The 17800-nt window shown below is 64.7% G+C and carries 18 protein-coding genes and 1 pseudogene; 6 read left to right on the top strand and 13 right to left on the bottom strand.

Going from position 1 to position 17800, the window contains the following annotated elements; genetic code table 11:
• The first annotated feature begins 15 nt into the window (after window positions 1-15).
• Window positions 16-1629, top strand: a complete 1614-nt coding sequence (locus ACVW17_RS11700) for a DHA2 family efflux MFS transporter permease subunit (protein ID WP_456797139.1) — start codon at window positions 16-18, stop codon at window positions 1627-1629.
• A 79-nt stretch (window positions 1630-1708) separates the two neighbouring features.
• On the opposite strand, the gene ACVW17_RS11695 is transcribed toward ACVW17_RS11700, so the two are convergent.
• Together ACVW17_RS11695 and ACVW17_RS11690 are read right to left on the bottom strand one after the other, a co-directional pair.
• Entirely contained in the window at window positions 1709-1936 is a 228-nt protein-coding gene (locus ACVW17_RS11695) for a hypothetical protein (protein WP_456799033.1), read from the bottom strand.
• 131 nt (window positions 1937-2067) lie between these two features.
• A pseudogene (locus ACVW17_RS11690) lies at window positions 2068-2559 on the bottom strand (LysR family transcriptional regulator); the annotation flags it as partial.
• Window positions 2560-2690: 131 nt separating this feature from the next.
• Here ACVW17_RS11690 and ACVW17_RS11685 point away from each other — a divergent pair.
• The 3 genes from ACVW17_RS11685 to ACVW17_RS11675 are packed head-to-tail and all read left to right on the top strand — an operon-like array spanning window position 2691 to window position 7599.
• Window positions 2691-3287, top strand: a complete 597-nt coding sequence (locus ACVW17_RS11685; RefSeq protein ID WP_456752027.1) for a hypothetical protein — start codon at window positions 2691-2693, stop codon at window positions 3285-3287.
• Window positions 3284-4483 (top strand): efflux RND transporter periplasmic adaptor subunit, encoded by a 1200-nt coding sequence (locus ACVW17_RS11680; RefSeq protein WP_456752026.1) that lies wholly within the window; start codon window positions 3284-3286, stop codon window positions 4481-4483. The genes ACVW17_RS11685 and ACVW17_RS11680 overlap by 4 nt, the downstream gene beginning before the upstream one ends.
• Entirely contained in the window at window positions 4480-7599 is a 3120-nt protein-coding gene (locus ACVW17_RS11675) for an efflux RND transporter permease subunit (RefSeq protein ID WP_456752025.1), read from the top strand. The genes ACVW17_RS11680 and ACVW17_RS11675 overlap by 4 nt, the downstream gene beginning before the upstream one ends.
• Window positions 7600-7609: 10 nt before the next feature.
• Here the strand turns inward: ACVW17_RS11675 and ACVW17_RS11670 are convergent, their stop codons facing one another.
• From ACVW17_RS11670 to coxB, 8 genes are all read right to left on the bottom strand, one after another.
• On the bottom strand, window positions 7610-8431 hold the full coding sequence (locus ACVW17_RS11670) for an SURF1 family protein (RefSeq protein ID WP_456797138.1): 822 nt from the start codon (window positions 8429-8431) through the stop codon (window positions 7610-7612).
• The gene (locus ACVW17_RS11665; RefSeq protein ID WP_456752023.1) at window positions 8428-8814 is read right to left on the bottom strand and encodes a DUF983 domain-containing protein; all 387 of its coding nucleotides are present in this window, start codon (window positions 8812-8814) and stop codon (window positions 8428-8430) included. The genes ACVW17_RS11670 and ACVW17_RS11665 overlap by 4 nt, the downstream gene beginning before the upstream one ends.
• A 64-nt stretch (window positions 8815-8878) precedes the next feature.
• Entirely contained in the window at window positions 8879-9775 is an 897-nt protein-coding gene (locus tag ACVW17_RS11660) for a cytochrome c oxidase subunit 3 (RefSeq protein ID WP_456752022.1), read from the bottom strand.
• 107 nt (window positions 9776-9882) lie between these two features.
• On the bottom strand, window positions 9883-10512 hold the full coding sequence (locus tag ACVW17_RS11655; RefSeq protein WP_456797137.1) for a cytochrome c oxidase assembly protein: 630 nt from the start codon (window positions 10510-10512) through the stop codon (window positions 9883-9885).
• A 5-nt stretch (window positions 10513-10517) separates the two neighbouring features.
• On the bottom strand, window positions 10518-10682 hold the full coding sequence (locus ACVW17_RS11650) for a CoxF protein (protein WP_212012421.1): 165 nt from the start codon (window positions 10680-10682) through the stop codon (window positions 10518-10520).
• Window positions 10683-10720: 38 nt separating this feature from the next.
• Window positions 10721-11659, bottom strand: a complete 939-nt coding sequence (locus tag ACVW17_RS11645) for a heme o synthase (protein ID WP_456797136.1) — start codon at window positions 11657-11659, stop codon at window positions 10721-10723.
• A gap of 65 nt (window positions 11660-11724) precedes the next feature.
• Entirely contained in the window at window positions 11725-13353 is a 1629-nt protein-coding gene (ctaD, locus tag ACVW17_RS11640; protein ID WP_456752020.1) for a cytochrome c oxidase subunit I, read from the bottom strand.
• A gap of 82 nt (window positions 13354-13435) precedes the next feature.
• Entirely contained in the window at window positions 13436-14275 is an 840-nt protein-coding gene (gene coxB, locus ACVW17_RS11635; protein ID WP_456752019.1) for a cytochrome c oxidase subunit II, read from the bottom strand.
• A gap of 588 nt (window positions 14276-14863) precedes the next feature.
• Between coxB and ACVW17_RS11630 the strand changes: the two genes are divergently transcribed.
• Window positions 14864-15409 (top strand): invasion associated locus B family protein, encoded by a 546-nt coding sequence (locus ACVW17_RS11630; RefSeq protein ID WP_456752018.1) that lies wholly within the window; start codon window positions 14864-14866, stop codon window positions 15407-15409.
• Window positions 15410-15488: 79 nt separating this feature from the next.
• On the opposite strand, the gene ACVW17_RS11625 is transcribed toward ACVW17_RS11630, so the two are convergent.
• Genes ACVW17_RS11625 through ACVW17_RS11615 form a run of 3 tightly spaced genes read right to left on the bottom strand, consistent with a single transcriptional unit; the run spans window position 15489 to window position 17008 of the window.
• Window positions 15489-16079, bottom strand: a complete 591-nt coding sequence (locus ACVW17_RS11625) for a redoxin domain-containing protein (RefSeq protein WP_456752017.1) — start codon at window positions 16077-16079, stop codon at window positions 15489-15491.
• 31 nt (window positions 16080-16110) lie between these two features.
• Complete coding sequence (locus ACVW17_RS11620; protein WP_456752016.1) at window positions 16111-16605, bottom strand: DsrE family protein; 495 nt, start codon at window positions 16603-16605, stop codon at window positions 16111-16113.
• A gap of 10 nt (window positions 16606-16615) precedes the next feature.
• Window positions 16616-17008 (bottom strand): DoxX family protein, encoded by a 393-nt coding sequence (locus ACVW17_RS11615; protein WP_456752015.1) that lies wholly within the window; start codon window positions 17006-17008, stop codon window positions 16616-16618.
• A 126-nt stretch (window positions 17009-17134) separates the two neighbouring features.
• On the opposite strand from ACVW17_RS11615, the gene ACVW17_RS11610 reads away from it, so the two are divergent.
• Entirely contained in the window at window positions 17135-17590 is a 456-nt protein-coding gene (locus ACVW17_RS11610) for a winged helix-turn-helix transcriptional regulator (RefSeq protein ID WP_456752014.1), read from the top strand.
• The last annotated feature ends 210 nt before the right edge of the window (window positions 17591-17800 follow it).

The raw sequence follows: 17800 nt of genomic DNA, 5'->3' as shown, positions 1-17800 counted from the left end.
TTCCAGGAGGCTGTCATGAGTGCAGCAGCAATCGATGCCAAGAGCCTCCCGGTTCCGAACGTCACGGTCAATCCCTGGCTGATCGCCATCGTGGTCGCGCTCGCGAGCTTCATGGAGGTGCTCGACACCACCATCGCCAACGTCGCGCTGCCCTATATCGCCGGCGGTATGGGCGTCAGCGAGGACGAAGCCTCCTGGGTTGTCACCTCCTATCTGGTGTCCAATGCCATCATCCTGACCGCCTCGAGCTTTCTCGCCAAGATGCTGGGGCGGAAGACGTTCTTCCTGATCTGCCTCGGCATCTTCACGGTCAGTTCGATCCTGTGCGGCTTCGCGCCCAATCTGAACGCGCTGCTGCTGTTCCGGATCCTGCAAGGTCTCGGCGGCGGCGGCATGGTGCCGGTGGCGCAGTCGATCCTGGCGGACGCGTTCCCGCCGGCCAAGCGCGGACAGGCGTTTGCGGTGTTTGGCATCGCCGTGGTGGTGGCGCCGGTGGTCGGCCCGACGCTCGGCGGCTGGCTCTCCGACAATCTGTCCTGGCACTGGTGCTTTCTGATCAACGCACCGGTCGGCCTATTCGCGACTGTCGCGATCGCCATGGTGCTGCAGGAGCCGGCGACCGCGAAAGCCAACACTGCGAAGGCCGACAGCGAGCCGCAGCGGGACAACGGCTTCGACGTCATCGGCTTCGCGCTGGTGGCGACCTTCCTCGGCGCACTCGAGGTGACGCTTGACCGCGGCCTGGAGGACGACTGGTTCGGATCGTCCTTCATCATCACGTCGGCGGCGATCTGCGCCACCGCTTTCGTGCTGATGATCCCGTGGGAGATGACCCGCCGCAATCCGATGATCGATTTGCGGATGGTCGCCAGCCGGCAGTTCGGTGCCTGCTTCCTGGTGATGCTGGCGACCGGCGCCATCCTGCTCGCGACCACCCAGTTCCTGCCGCAGCTGGTGCAGCAGGATTTCGGCTATACCGCGACCTGGGCCGGCCTCGTGCTCTCGCCCGGCGGCGTGGTCACCATGCTGATGATGTTCGCGGTCGGCCGGCTCGCCTCCAGGGTGCAGCCGAAATATCTGATCATCGCCGGCGCGCTGGTGATCGCGGCCTCGATGTACAGCATGACCAATGTGTACGGCGATCTCGGATTCTGGTTCATGGCGCGCTCGCGCATGCTGATCGGCGTCGGCCTGCCGCTGATCTTCATTCCGATCATGACGGCGTCCTATGACGGCATTCCCGCCGGAAAGACCGACCAGGCCTCCGCCCTGATCAACGCGGCGCGCAACACCGGCGGTTCGATCGGCGTCTCGCTCGTCTCCAACGTGCTGACGCACCGCGAGCAATTCCACCAGAGCCGGTTGGTCGAGCAGGTGATGCCGTCGAGCCCGCAATACCAGGACACGCTGCAGCAGGTCACCGACTACTTCGTCGCCCAGGGCAACGCGCTGGCGCAGGCACATCAACAGGCGATCCAGTGGATCGGCCAGCAGGTGCAGACCCAAGCCTCGTTCCTGTCCTACATGGACGCGTTCTGGGTGCTGATGCTGATCGCGCTGTCGGCGATCCCGCTGGCGCTGACCCTGCGCAAGGTCAAGCTTGGCGGCCCCGCTCCCGTCGGTCACTGACGAAGAGCAGAGGTCAGCTGCACGACGCCCGCGCCGGGGATCGGCGCGGGCGTATCGCTTCGGATCGTCTCGATAGAGGTCAAATGCCGCTCGTGGCGGCAACGATCGTGTCCCTCAGCCAGCGGTGTGCCGGCAGATCGTCGAAGCGGCGGTGCCAGCTCATCACGCTCTGCAGCTTCGATGCATCGAACGGCAGGTCCCGCATCTCGATCGGATAGGCACGGCGGAATTCGAGCGCGAGCTTGCGGCCGAGGATCGCCACCATGTTCGATTGCACCAGGACAGCGCCGGCGGACAGATACGGCACATCGGAGGCGATGGTACGCTCGGCCTTGCGCGCCCGCAGCCAGGCATCGATGAAATCCAGATCCTCTCGCCGCTGGAGGTAATTGCAAGATGCGGCAGCTCGACCAGCGTCTCGCCGGTCAGCTTCTTGCGCAACGCCGGATGACCGGCCCGGAGCACCGCAACGAAGCGATCCTCGATCAACCGGCGGGATGCAAAGCGCTCGCCGTCCATCGCGCGCGACGAGATCGCAAGATCGAGCTCGCCGCGATCGAGCCGGTCGGCGAGATTGAGCGTCCCGCTCGGCACCAGCGTCAGGCGTACTTTGGGAGCCTGCGCGCGCACCGCCGCGATAATCGCGCCGGCCACGACCACTGCGGCGTAATTGTTGACGGCAATGGCAAAGCGCCGCTCCGCCTGCGCCGGATCGAAGCGATCCCCTTCGACTGCGAGCTGCAGCTCGCTCAGCGCCTTGCGGACCGGCAGCGCGAGGGCTTCCGCCCGCGGCGTCGGCAGCATGCCGGATGGCGTGCGGACGAACAGCTGGTCTTTCAGCGCGTGACGCAGCCGGTTCAGCGCGTGGCTCACGGCGGGCTGGCTGATCGCAAGCGCGCCGGCCGCGCGCACCACGCTGCGCTCGCGCATGACAGCGTCGAACACCAGCAGCAGATTGAGGTCGAGATTGCGCATCCGCATGGCCGCATCATGAACAATATGAATTAGCAGATAAAGACAATTCATTTGAATAATAACAGGCCAAGCTCCAGCTTCTGCGCATGCCCGAGAGCCCGCACAGCGCAATCGCAACCCGGCCACTTCGCGCCACCGCGCGCGTTCTGGTCGGCGTCCTAGCCGGCCCCGATGCCGCTGCTATCGCCGTGCCGGAAACCTTCGCGCGCTGGCGGCGGCTTACGCCGCTGGCCACATGGGTGCCGATCGAGCTTCGCGAAACCAGCTATGCCGGCATCCTGAGCGGCGTTGCCGCCGCGCTCGACCGCACCGGCATGGCCCCGCGGCAGCTGATCCTGCTGGGCGAAGGACCGGTCGCACGGCGCATGCTCGAGCTGGCGCTGCGCGGCGAATTGCCCTGCGGCGGCATTGTCGCAATCGACGTCGCCTCCGACGCGCTGCCGTTTCCCGTGGTGCCGACGGTGACCGCCTTCCGGCTTGTCATTCGTCACGACGACGAAGCGCCGCAAGGCGGCTTGATCGACGCGTTGCGCGCCGCCGATCTCGACGCACGCATCATCAATCTCGACCTGACTGCCGGCCGCGGGGCCGAGGCGGCCGCGGCGAGCGCAACTGAGACCTTTGTTCTGGAGCTGGTTGCAACAATCGGCCGCCGGACAACCGATGGAGCTGGTGACCCATGACATCGAAAACTTTCAAGATCGTATGCGCGGGCCTGGTGGCCGCCGCCGCAATTGGCGCCGGCGCCTATGTCGTGTATCGGCTGGACGGCGCGACGCATGCGGCTCCTCAGGTGGCCGAGCCGCACACCGTCCAGTCCGCCGTCCCAGTGACGGCGGCGAAGGTGCTGCAACATGATGTGCCGATCGTGCTCGAGGGCCTCGGCACGGTGACCCCGATCAATACGGCCACCATCCGCACCCAGGTGCAGGGCACACTCGACAGCGTCGATTTCGTCGAGGGCAAGCAGGTGAAGCGCGGCGACGTGCTGGCCAGGATCGACCCACGGGTCTACGAGGCCCAGGTCGACCAGGCCGAGGCTGCGCTGGCGCGCGACGAGGCGAGCCTGAAGAACGCCAAGACGAACTTGGCGCGAACGCAGCCGCTCGCCAATCGCGGCTTTGCGACCCAGCAATTGCTCGACACCCAGGACTCGCAAGTCTCGCAAGACGAAGGCACGGTCGCGCTCGACAAGGCGGCGCTGGAAGCCGCGCAGACCCAATTGAGCTTTGCCACGATCACAGCGCCGTTCGACGGCGTCACCGGCATCCGCCGGATCGATCCCGGCAACATCGTGCACCCGACCGATACCAATGGGCTCGTGGTCCTCACCCAGCTGCAACCGATCGCGGTGATCTTCACGCTGCCGTCCGGCGAAATCCCCCGCGTGCAGCAGGCGCTGGCATCCGGCGACGCATCGGTCGACGTCTATGACGCCCAGAACAAGCATAAGCTCGACCACGGCAGCCTGATGCTGATCAACAACCAGGTCGACAGCTCGACCGGAACCGTACAACTGAAGGCATCGTTTCCCAATGCCGGCAACACGCTGTGGCCCGGCACTTTCGTCAACGTCCATCTGACGATCGCGGTTCGCCACAATGCGCTCACGACACCACTGACGGCGGTGCGACAGGGACCGGATGGCAGCTTCGCCTACACCGTCGACCCGCACAACGTCGTCAGCATCCGCAATGTCAGGACCGGGCAATCGCGCGACGGACAGGTCCTGATCGAGCAGGGCCTCGCGGCAAACGAGACCGTCGTGACCGCCGGTCAGTACCGGCTCAATCCGGGGACCACGGTCGAGATCGTACCCGAGGACAAGAAAGACCAGGTCCAGGACGCAACCACCGCAAGCGCAGGTATGCTGCCATGAACGTCTCCGCAGGTTTCATCCGCAAGCCCGTCGCCACTGCCTTTCTGGCCATCGCCATCGTGCTGGTCGGCATCATCGCCTTCGTGCGCCTGCCGGTCTCGGCGCTGCCGACGGTGGATACCCCGACCATCCAGGTCACCGCGCAATTGCCCGGCGCCGACCCGCAGACCATGGCCTCCTCGGTCGCGACACCGCTGGAGCGCCAGTTCGGGCAGATCGCGGGCCTGACCGGCATGAGCTCGAGCAGCGGACTCGGCAACACCCAGATCACGCTGCAATTCGCACTGAACCGCAGCGTCGATGCCGCCGCACAGGACGTGCAGACCGCGATCGATGCGGCATCGGGGCAATTGCCCAAGACCATGCCGTCGCCGCCGACCTTCCACAAGGTCAATCCGGCCGACGTGCCGGTGCTGCTGATCGCGCTGACGTCGGACACCGAGCCGCTGACCAAGGTCGACGACTATGCCGACAGCATCCTGGCGCAAAAATTGTCGCAAGTGCCGGGCGTCTCGCTCGTGACCATCGGCGGGATGCAGAAGCCGTCGATCCGGGTGCAGGTCAATCCGGCCAAGCTCGCCGCCGCCGGGCTCGATCTCGAGCAATTGCGCACCACGCTCGGCAACATCACTGTGAACCAGCCCAAGGGCGTGCTGTACGGCAGTCAGCAGGCCTATACGCTCGCGACCAACGACCAGGTGCTGACCGCAAACAAATATGACGACCTGATCATCGCCTATCGCAACGGCGCGCCGGTGCGGCTGCGCGACATCGGGCATGCCATCGTCGCCGCCGAGGATGTCACGCTGCATGGCTGGTACAACGACAAGCCTGCGGTCATCCTCGCGATCCAGCGTCAACCCGGCGCCAACGTGATCAGCACGGTCGACGGCATCAAGAAGCTGCTGCCGCAGCTGGTGTCGAGCCTGCCGTCCGACATCAAGGTTCAGATCGCCTCCGACCGCACGCAGACCATCCGCGCCAGCGTCGCCGACGTTCAGCTCACTTTGGTGCTGACCATCGCGCTGGTGGTCGGCGTGATTTTCCTGTTCCTGCGCAATCTGTGGGCGACCATCATCCCCGCGGTCTCGGTCCCGATCTCGCTGATCGGCACCTTCGGCGTGATGTATCTGCTCAACTACAGCCTCGACAATCTGTCGCTGATGGGTCTGTCGATCGCGGTCGGCTTCGTCGTCGACGACGCCATCGTCATGATCGAGAACATCTCGCGGCACATCGAGGAAGGTCTCTCGCCGATGCAGGCCGCGCTCAAGGGCGCCGGCGAAATTGGCTTCACGATCATTTCGATCTCGGTCTCGCTGATCGCGGTGTTCATTCCGCTGTTGCTGATGGGCGGCGTGATCGGCCGCATGTTTCAGGAATTCGCCGTCACGGTGTGCGTTTCGATCGTCGTGTCGGTGATCGTCTCGGTGACGCTGACGCCGATGATGTGCGCCTATCTGCTGTCGCCGCACCAGGGCACCGACGCCGGGACCATCTCGCGCGCGCTGGAACGCGGCTTCGTCGCGATCCAGGCGGCCTACGAGGCCATGCTTGCCAGAGCGTTGCGCTACAAGGCCACGACGCTGTCGATCATGCTGGCTAGTATTGCGGTGATCGGCCTGCTGTTCTTGGGCATCCCCAAGGGCTTCTTTCCGCAGCAGGACACCGGCATGATCACCGGCATCACGGAAGCTTCGGCCGACATCTCGCCGGCGCAGATGGCGACCCTGCAGCGCAGTGTCATAGACGTCATTTCCAAGCATCCCTCGGTTGCCAATGCGACCGGCTATATCGGACCCGGCGGCCCGACCGTGACCGAGAACAATGGCCGCCTATTCGTGCTGCTGAAGCCGCGAGCCGAGCGCAATGCGTCCGCCGATCAGGTGATCCGGCAGCTCGACACCGCGCTGCAGAAGATCAAGGGCATGTCGGTGTTCATGCAGGCGACGCAAGACATCAATCTCGCCAGCCGTCTGTCCAAGACGCAGTATCAGTTCACCCTCACCGACGTGAACCAGGACGAGCTCAATCTGTGGGCCGGCAAGCTGTATCAGAAGCTGAAGACGTTGCCGGAGCTGGCCGACGTCGCCACCGACCAGGCCAACGCCGCGCGTCAGCTCAAGCTGCAGATCGACCGCGACGCGGCCTCCCGGCTCGGCATCGATCCGGCCGCAGTCGACAACACGCTCTATGACTCATTCGGCCAGCGGCATGTCGCCCAGCTGTTCACGACGCTCAATACCTATTACGTGATCCTGGAGGTCGATCCGTCGTTCCAGCTCGGCCCCTACGCGTTGAACCATATCTATGTCCGCTCGTCCGCGGGGACGATGGTGCCCTTGAGCCAGATCGCGAGCATCGACTACGGCACGGCGCCGCTCTCCGTGAACCACCAGAGCCAGTTTCCGTCGGTGACGCTGAGCTTCAACGTTGCGCCCGGAACGGCGGTAGGGTCCGCGGTCGCGGCCGTGCAGAAGGCGACCGCCGAGTTGCATGTGCCGTCGACCGTGGTCACCAGCTTCCAGGGCAACGCGCAGGCGTTCCAGGCCGCGCTGGCGTCGACGCCGATCCTGATCCTCGCCGCGGTGGTCGCCGTCTATCTGATCCTTGGCATGCTCTACGAGAGCACGATCCATCCGGTCACGATCCTATCGACCCTGCCGTCCGCCGGGCTCGGCGCGCTGCTCGCGCTGTGGGCGTTCGGCTTCGGGCTCGACGTGATCGGGCTGATCGGCATCATCCTGCTGATCGGGATCGTGCAGAAGAACGGCATCATGCTGATCGATTTCGCGCTGCAGGCCGAGCGGCACCAGCATCTCTCCGCCGAACAGTCGATCTATCGGGCCTGCAAGGCGCGGTTCCGCCCGATCCTGATGACGACGATGTGTGCGATGCTCGGCGGCGTGCCGCTGATGATCGGCACCGGCACCGGCTCGGAATTGCGCCAACCGCTCGGCTTCGCCATCGTCGGCGGGCTGATCGTCTCGCAGCTGATGACGCTGTTCACGACGCCGGTCGTGTACATCTATCTCGACAGGATCAGCCGGTCGTTAGGCAAGCTGCGCGCAACTGCGCGGAAGGCTGTGCCGCACGAGCCCGAGGCGGCTTCGTGACCCGCTCGTCTCAGCCCGCGCGGCGGCGCTGGCCGCGCCACCACAGGCCGAAAGCGACCGTGACCGCGGCGGCCAGCGAGAACCAGGTGATGGCGTATTGCATATGGTCGTCCTTGAGCCGCACCTTGAGCGGCCCGGGCTTCGGCGTGCTGCTGTCCGGCACCGGCGCCTCGAGGTCGATATAGAACGGCGCAACCTCCCCCCAACCGAGCGCTTGCGCCATCGCGCGATGATCGCGCACGAACCACAGCCGCTTCGCCGGATCTTCCTTCGGCGTCAGCCGGCCCGGCGGCTCGGGAAAGCGGATGTAGCCGGTGAGCTCGACAGGCATGCCCGTGACGAGGCGCCCAGTGACGCGATCCTCGAAGGCGCGGTCCTGCATCGTGTTCTGGACGAAGCCGGCGTTGACCACGACGGTCTCGCCGCTGGCGAGCTTGGCCGGCAGGAATGCCCAGGTGCCGGGGCCACTGACATCGTCGCGCACTGCGGAGCCGGAGCTGAACACCATCGCGTCGGGCAGCTTCGCATAGGTCGCGGTCAGGGTGACGCGGCGGAATTCGTCCCTTGCCGAGGTCAGCGTGGGCCATGCCGAGGGCGGCGGCAACGCGTCGGTCGGCGCGGCCAGCCGTGCATCGAGTGCGGCGATCAGCGCATGCTTCTCGACCCGGCGCTGCAATTGCCAAACGCCGAGGGCAATAAATACTGCGATCAGGATCAGCGTGAAAATGCCGAAGCCTGCCGCGCTCGGCCGAGGTGAACCTTTTGACGCGTTGTCCTGGCGCGAACCGGTGCCTGCTTCGCCGGGAAACGCCTTGTTCGTGGTCTCGTTCATTTCGGGTCGCGCTCGATCAACTGGCCTTCCGCGGCCTTGTGGTGGAATTGCAGCGCGATCAGCAGCGCCTTCATCGAGCGCAGCGGCAGGATCGTGGTCACCACGATCAACGGCAGCCACAGCGCCGCATGCACCCAGAACGGCGGCTGGTACTTCACCTCGACGATCAGCGCCGCCGCGACCACGATGGCGCCCGCCAGCATGATGATGAAGACCGCCGGTCCGTCACCGGCATCGATGAAGGCGAAGTCGAGGCCGCAGGCCTGGCAGCGCGGCGCCAGCGTCAGGAAGCCGGAATAGAGCTTGCCCCTGCCGCAGCGCGGGCAGCGGCAGGCAATGCCGCGTATCGCGCTCTCGGTCACAGTGGGTGGGGTGTCGGTCATCGGCTCTCTTCAAAAGCAGAGGGGGGCGGCCCATCGGCCGCCCCCTCTTAGCACGTCAGAGAGATTAGTGAGCGCCGTGTGCCATCGTCTCGGCGCCGTGGCCCCAGACGTAGATGCAGATGAACAGGAACAGCCAGACCACGTCGACGAAGTGCCAGTACCAGGCGGCGAACTCGAAACCGAGGTGCTGCTTCGGCGTGAAATGGCCGGCATAGGCGCGGATCAGGCAGACCAGCAGGAAGATGGTGCCGACCAGCACGTGGAAGCCGTGGAACCCGGTCGCCATGAAGAAGGTCGCGCCATAGACGTTGCCGCCGAACGAGAAGGTCGCATGGGCGTACTCATAGGCCTGCACGCAGGTGAAGCAGGCGCCGAGGATCACGGTCAGGATCAGGCCCTGCTTGAGGCCCTGGCGATCGTTTTCGAGCAGTGCATGGTGCGCCCAGGTGACGGTGGTGCCCGAGGTCAGGAGCAGCAGCGTGTTGAGCAGCGGCAAATGCCAGGGATCGAAGGTCTCGATGCCCTTCGGCGGCCAGGTGCCGGGCACCGAGCAGGCACCCATCGCCGTGCCGGGGCCGCAGCCGAACACCGCGTCGCGCGTGGCGTGCACCGCGTCGGCCGGGAACAGCGCCGAGTTGAAGAAGGCCCAGAACCAGGCGACGAAGAACATCACCTCGGAGGCAATGAACAGGATCATGCCGTAGCGGTGGCTGATCTGCACCACGCGGGTATGGTCGCCCTTGTACTGGGCTTCCTTGATCACGTCGCTCCACCAGCTCGCCATGGTGTAGAGCACGCCGATGGTGCCGATGCCGAACACGATCGGCGCGGCGGAGTACATGTGATGCATCCAGCCGATCGCGCCGAACGCCATGATGAAGGCCGAGATCGAGCCGACCACGGGCCACGGGCTCGGGTCGACGAGATGATAGTCGTGATGCTTGACTTGCGCCTCAGCCATTGCCGTCTCTCCATTCGCGTGCCGCTAGGCACGTCTTAATCTTAAAATTCCAATCTCATCAGCACGATCTTGTCGGAAAACCGGTCCCCACTTTTCCGGATCATGCTCTAGCCGCCCTTGCGCTGCTCCGCCTCGCCGGCTGCCACGGGCTTCGGCGTGGCGTCGCGCACGGGGAAGAAGGTGTAGGACAAAGTGATCGTCTTCAGCGTGTCGTTCTCGCTGTCCTTGGCCAGCGCCGGATCGACATAGAACACCACGGCCATCTCGCGCTTCTCGCCCGGGGCCATGGTCTGTTCAGTGAAGCAGAAGCAGTTGATCTTCTGGAAATAGGCGCCGACCGTCAGCGGCGCGACGTTGTAGGCGGCCTGGCCGGTGGTGGTGCGCGCCGACTGGTTGGTCACCGTGTAATAGACCGTGACCACCTGGCCGATCTTGACGTCGATCGTGGTCTGCTCGGCCTCGAACTTCCAGGGCAGGCCCGGCGCGACGTTGGAATCGAAGCTGACCGCGATGGTACGCTCCAGCGGCGCATCCGAAGGCAGCGTGGTCGCCACCTGGGTGGTGCCGTTGAAGCCGGTGGTGCGGCAGAACCAGTTGTAGAACGGCACGGCGGCATAGGACGCGCCGACCATCAGCACCACGACGAAGCCGCAGATCGAGGCGACCAGCGCATCGCGCGTCAGCATGCGGCGCGTGACCTGGGCGCCCTCGCTTTGCTGCGGTCCCTGGTTCGCCATCTCGCTCACAGCGGCCGCACCAGCACGGCTGGCCCCTTGACGAGGGTGACGGCAAAGAACAGCACGACCATGACGCCGAGCGCGAGCGCAATGGCGATCGAACGCTGGCGGCGGCTCTTGAGCTGCGCCTCTGTGAGGACGATGCCTTCTGGTTCGTTCTTGTCGTCCATTGCTATCCCGTGCGCCCCCATCTCGCCCCCCGGCGTCCCTACCCGATGATCACGGGCAGGATCGCGCGGACCACGACCTCGACGAGGAGGACGGCGAACAGCGCGAACAGATAAAGGATCGAGAAGGCAAACAGCCGGCGCGTGGCGCGGTTGGCCGCAACGCCTTCACGGCGGCGATAGACCTCGATGGCGAGCCACAGCATGCCGGCACCGAGCACCAACGAGGTGACGCCGTAGATCGCGTCGAAATACCCCAGCGGCCACGGCACAAAAGCGATCGCGACCAGCACGATGGTGTAGAGCAGGATCTGCAGCCGGGTCGCGTCGGGACCGGCGACCACCGGCAGCATCGGAATGCCGGCGCGCGCATAATCGTCGCTGCGGAACAGCGCCAGCGCCCAGAAATGCGGCGGGGTCCAGAAGAAGATGATCAGGAACAGCAGGATCGGTTCGACCGAGAGCGAGCCGGTCGCGGCGGCCCACGCCACCACCGGCGGCAGCGCGCCGGCGGCGCCGCCAATCACGATGTTCTGCGCGGTCCAGCGCTTCAGCAGCATCGTGTAGATCACGGCGTAGAAGAAGATGGTGAATGCGAGCAGCGCGCCGGCCACCCAGTTGACCAGGATGCCGAGCGTCATCACCGAGAAGAAGGCGAGCGTCAGGCCGAAGGCGGCCGCCTCTGCCTGGGTGATCCGGCCGCGCGGGATCGGCCGGTTGGCGGTGCGCGACATCAGCGCGTCGACGTCGCCCTCATAGGCCATGTTGAGCGCGCCGGAGGCGCCGGCGCCGACCGCGATGCACAGGATCGAGGTGAACGCCAGCACCGGATGCACATGCACCGGGGCGATCATCAGGCCGACCAATGCGGTGAAGATCACCAGCGACATCACGCGCGGCTTCAGCAGTGCGATGTAGTCGCCCACTTCGGCCTCGGAGATCCGGGGCAACTCGATGGCGTTGTGATCGACAACCGACAAGATCAGGTCTCACTTCTCTCAAAAGGCGCGGCGCACCCTTAAAGGTGCGCCGCGTTGTCTTGGACTTACTGCACGCGGGGCAGCACTTCGAACTGGTGGAACGGCGGCGGCGAGGTCAGCGTCCACTCCAGGGTGGTCGCACCCGCGCCCCACGGATTGTTCGCGGCCTGCTCCTTGCGGACGAAGGCATCGATCACGCCGTAGATGAAGATCAGGACGCCGACGCCGGAGATGTAGGAGCCCCAGGAGGAGATCAGGTTCCAGCCGGCGAATGCGTCCGGATAGTCGACATAGCGGCGCGGCATGCCCGACAGGCCGAGGAAGTGCTGCGGGAAGAACACCAGGTTGACGCCGATGAAGGTGAACCAGAAGTGCGCCTTGGCGATCTTCTCCGAGTACATGTAGCCGAACATCTTCGGGAACCAGTAGTACCAGCCGGCGAAGATGCCGAACACGGCGCCGAGCGACAGCACGTAGTGGAAGTGCGCCACCACGTAATAGGTGTCCTGCAGCACGCGGTCGACGCCGGCATTGGCCAGCACGACGCCGGTGACGCCGCCGACGGTGAACAGGAAGATGAAGCCGATCGCCCAGATCATCGGCGCCTTGAACTCGATCGAGCCGCCCCACATCGTGGCGATCCACGAGAAGATCTTCACGCCGGTCGGCACCGCGATCACCATCGTGGCGGCGACGAAATAGGCCTGTGTCGCCGACGACATGCCGACGGTGTACATGTGGTGCGCCCACACCACGAAGCCGATGCCGCCGATCGCGACCATGGCGTAGGCCATGCCGAGATAGCCGAATACCGGCTTGCGCGAGAAGGTGGAGACGATCTGGCTGATCATGCCGAAGGCGGGCAGGATCAGGATGTACACTTCGGGGTGGCCGAAGAACCAGAACAGATGCTGGAACAGCACCGGGTCGCCGCCGCCGTCAGCCGCAAAGAAGGTGGTACCGAAATTGCGGTCGGTCAGCAGCATGGTGATCGCACCGGCGAGCACCGGCAGCGACAACAGCAGCAGGAACACGGTGACCAGGATCGACCACACGAACAGCGGCATCTTGTGCAGGGTCATGCCCGGCGCGCGCATGTTGAAGATCGTGGTGATGAAGTTGATGGCGCCGAGGATCGACGACGCACCGGCGAGATGCAGCGACAGGATCGCGAAGTCGACCGCCGGGCCAGGATGGCCCGAAGTCGACAGCGGTGCGTACATGGTCCAGCCGGCGCCGACGCCGTTGGCACCCGGCTCACCCTCGACGAAGGTCGACATCAGGAGCAGCGCGAACGAGGCCGGCAGCAGCCAGAACGAGATGTTGTTCATGCGCGGGAACGCCATGTCAGGCGCGCCGATCATCAGCGGCACCATCCAGTTGCCGAAGCCGCCGATCATCGCCGGCATGACCATGAAGAAGATCATGATCAGACCGTGCGAGGTCACGAACACGTTATAGGTGTGCGTCTCGTGGAATATCTGGACGCCCGGATACATCAACTCGGCACGGATCGCGATCGACATCGCCGCGCCGATGATGCCCGCGATCACCGCAAAGACCAGGTACATCGTACCGATGTCCTTGTGGTTCGTGGAGTAGAGATAACGCCGCCATCCGGTCGGATGGTGGGCGTGATCGTCATGTCCGTGATTTTGGGCGTGATCGTCGTGTGTCGCTGCGCCTGTCGCCATGTTCAAAATCCTGCCTTGCAGTCCCTCTCGGACCTTGCGGTCCCGTCGCCCTTATTCCATCCGCGCCGTAAGCCGTTCGGGCTTACTGCGCCGCCTGACCAGCCGAGGCGTAGGAATTCGCCGGGTTGGTCGCAAACTTCTTCTTCGCCCCTTCAACCCAGGTCGCGAATTCCTGGTCGCTGACGACCCGGACCGCGATCGGCATGAAGGCGTGGTCCTTGCCGCACAGTTCCGAGCACTGGCCGTAGAACACGCCGGTCTTGGTGGCCTTGAACCAACTCTCGTTGAGGCGGCCTGGGATCGAGTCGATCTTGACGCCGAACGCCGGCACCGCGAACGAGTGGATCACGTCGGCGCCGGTGGTCTGGATCCGGACCACCTTGTTGACCGGGACCACCATCTCGTTGTCGACGCCGAGCAGCCGCGGCTGCTTGTCCTTGTCGAGCAGCGAATCGAACTCGAACTTGCCGTTATCCGGGTAGGCATAGGACCAATACCACTGCTTGCCGGTGACCTTCACGGTGAGGTCCGGCTTCGGCACGTCGAGCTCCAGGAACAGCAGGCGGAACGACGGCACCGCGATGCCGACCAGGATCAGGACCGGGATCAGCGTCCAGGCCACCTCGATCAGGGTGTTGTGGGTGGTCTTGGAGGGGACCGGGTTGGCCCGAGCGTTGAACTTCACCACCACGATGATGAGCAGCGCCAGCACGAACAGGGTGATCAGGGTGATCAGCACCAGTAGGAAATTGTGAAACCAGATGATGTTTTCCATCACCGGGGTCGCGCCTTCCTGCAGCGTGTGCTCCCAGGGGGCCGGCTGCCCCATCTCGGCGAAGGCCGATCCCGCGGCGACCGACGCCACACCCGCTACCGCCAACCCCAGCAATTGCCTGCCCAACCGGCCAATCGACATCTTCATGCCGCTCGCGCTCCCTTGCATTATTCCCCAAAGCACCTCCGGCATGTGGCCGGCAATGCAGCACGATCCGCCCTGACAAACGGCCTTCCGGACATACCCGTCTCTGAGTCAAGGTGGGTACGGGAGCCAGATCGCTAGAACGCGTCGAAATCCAGCCTCTCAAACCATAATTCTCAGGCGCTCGCAATGCAGTAGTGGGACCGAAAGCCATGCGCCTGCGATGAACCTGCCGGTTGCGATTTTTCCCGCAAAATCAAGCGAAAGCCCTTGGACCAATTGTCCACCCTTCTTGACAGCGAGATTGCCCGATGTACCCACAGGCGGGTGCTCCACAGGAACCTGATTCGCTGCGGGTTGCCTCAATCCGGCGCGGGAATGGCTTCAAGATCGCCTTCAAGGCGCCGTCATTGCGGTATCAGTCGGCTCACGAGCACGATCCGGAACTGGGACAGCCGGTTTTGCGAAAAGATCATGCTCAAACAAAGAGATGAGATCACGATGCGATTTTTGAGGGCGCATCATGGTCGCGCGTGTGACCGGCGGCCGAACGGACGGCCGGACCGATCGAACATCAAAGGATCGACCCGGATGGGCGCTTCGAACATTCAGGCAAAAGGTTTGGCGATGAGCGGCTGGCTCTGTCGCCTCGTGATTGCAGCCTTCTGTCTCGGGATTTCCCTTGGGCTGCCCCAGCACGCGAACGCGCAGGGCGCGGTGCGTTCCGTCCATGGCGACTGGCAGATCCGCTGCGACACCCCGCCGGGCGCCCAATCCGAGCAATGCGCGCTGATCCAGAGCGTGGTCGCCGAAGACCGCTCCAATGCCGGCCTGACCGTGATCGTGCTGAAGACCGCCGACCAGAAGAGCCGCCTGATGCGCGTCGTCGCCCCGCTCGGCGTGCTCCTGCCCTCCGGTCTCGGCCTCAAGCTCGACAATCAGGACGTCGGCCGCGCCGGTTTTGTCAGATGCCTGCCCAATGGCTGCGTCGCCGAGGTCGTGATGGACGACAAGCTGCTCGGGCAGTTGAAGAACGCCAAGACGGCGACGTTCATTATCTTTGAGACCCCGGAAGAAGGTATCGGCTTTCCGCTCAGCCTGAACGGGCTGGCGGAGGGCTATGACAAGTTGCCCTAGGCAACTCACTTTGCTGCGTGTCAAGACGCACAAGCTCGTAGCCCGGATGGAGCGCAGCGCAATCCGGGCTACGCTAATCTCAGCGGACACCCGCATAATAATCGAATAGCCCGCCAGCCTCGGCGGACAGCCAGTCCGCTTCGCCCGTCATATAGCCCTCGACCTGTCCGGTGATGCCGATCAGAAACGAGATCGGCATGCCGTAGAGCGCGAATGGTGTGTCGACCTCGGCGGCATCGACGCGCGAGACGAGACCGCCGGGATCGTAGCCGATCGCAAGGCGGCGGAGCTTGAGCTGCTTGACGTAGTGCGGCACCAGCGCGCGGTTGCGATCGGTGCTGATCGAGACGACGGCGAGGTCGCTGCGGCCGCTGGCGGCGAGCCGGTCCAGCATCGGCAGTTCGGTGCGGCACGCCGCGCACCAGGTGGCCCAGAAGTTCACCAGCACGAGCTTTCCCTTGAACGCGGTGAGATCGAGCGCGCCGCCGGCGAGCAAGGGGATGGCAGCCGGCGGCACCGGGCGGGCGCCTTGCACGAGCGTGAACTGATGCCGGACGGTGCCGAATTGCGGCGGACCCGATGCTGCGCGCGCCGGCATCGCGAGCGAGGCGCCGGCGCCGACCAGGCCGGCGACCACGGCGCGACGCGTGGGAACGCGAACAGAAGTCATGACGGTTTTCTCCGCTTAGCTCGATGGCCGTTCACGAGCGGATGTAGGACCAGCCGGCTTCCTGCAATTCGATGATGTGACCGGGCCCGTTCGGCACCAGATCGACATTGTCGAGCAGCACCAGTGGATGCCCCTCGGCGCGCTCCATGCCGAGCTTGGTGGCCTCGCAGACCACGAAGCGGATGTCGGGCGTCAGCCCGCGCACCACCCGCAACATGTCCTTCACCGGCGAGGTATCGACGCGCAGCATGTGGACGCCGGCATTGTAGGCGACGACCTCGATCTCGAACGGCTCGTTGTGCTCCCGATAATATTTCGGGAGGTTGAGCGCGGTCGAGATCAGCGCCCGCATCACGGTCGGATCGTCCGAGTTGATCGGCAGGACCACGTGATGCACCCGCGGCTCGGGCTTCTTTGGCTCAGGCTTGGAGACTGCAGCGACCGAGCCGGTGAGCAGCAAGGTCACCGCGAACGGGACCGCGAAGGCCAGCACCAGCCCTGCGGTCAGCGTCAGGATGCGGCGCATCGCGGCCACCTCACGGCGCGCTCGCGAGCAGAGCGAACTGGCTGCGCTTGGCGTAGGCGACGATCACGCTCAAGGTCAGCAGCACCAGCGCCGGCACCGGCGAGCCGCCGATCACGAACAGATGGCTGATGGTGGCGCCGACCATGATGCAGCTCAGCAGCACGCCGCCGAAGGCTGCGACCGGAGGCAGCAGGATCAGGATGGCGCCGATGATCTCCAGCGATCCGGTGAAATAGCGGAACCACTGGCCGAGTCCGATATGCTCGAATTCCTCGACCAGCATCGGCATGCCATAGAACTTGGCGGCGCCCGCGGCGGCAAAGGCCAGAGCGAGCAATCCCCTGACGACCCAGAGGCTGACGGATTTCCAGCGCGACGGCGCCGCGGCAACAGCAACTGACATTAATAACTCCCAATCGTTCGAATCGCTGCGGCGATCCGCCCCTTCGGCGGCTGGCCCGCGGCTTCCGGTGCACTAAATTCGGGAGTAAGATGAAAAGAGCAAGTAGGATGCTTTTTGTGAGGTAGTATGAAAAAACTGACTAATGGGCCGGCCGAGCCTCCGGCGGCGTCCGGGCCCTGCAACGGCGACCTGTCGGCGCAATTTCATCGCGCACTGTCGGTGCTGGCCGGGAAATGGAAGGGCGACATCCTCTGGCAATTGGTCGACCGCAAACGCCGGTTTGGCGAGCTGCGGCAGTCGATCCCGGGCGTGACCCAGCACATGCTGACCACCCAGCTCCGCGATCTCGAAGCCAATGGCCTGGTCAAGCGCACCGTCTATCCCGAGGTGCCGCCGCGGGTGGAATATGAGATGACGCCGTCGGCCAAGGCGCTGAGGCCCGTCTTCGACGAGCTCTACCGCTGGGCACAGGAGCATGGCTTCCCGACCTCGACGGGCAGCACGGCGCAGCCGGCGGCATCGAACGATCAAGGCGAGCCAGAGGACCCGCCGCAGAAGGCGGGGCGGCGCTCACGGCGATGACGACAAGGTGAGGATGGCGTGGGGCTGCCGTGATCGCCGTCACGATCGCAGGCCCTCCCGGTTTGCCACCCAAAACACTATCTTGAGCAGTCGCCGTCCGGGCCTGAACCGGGGCCGGCGCAGGTTTCCGGGTTGTAAGATGAGTTTTGCGCTCGTCTCTGCTTCAATCGGCCCGAAATCCCTGTGTCCGGGTTCCCCACTGGCAATCAG

This window comes from Bradyrhizobium sp. USDA 4473 (assembly GCF_054063335.1).
This window is presented reverse-complemented; position numbering and strand designations above follow the sequence as displayed.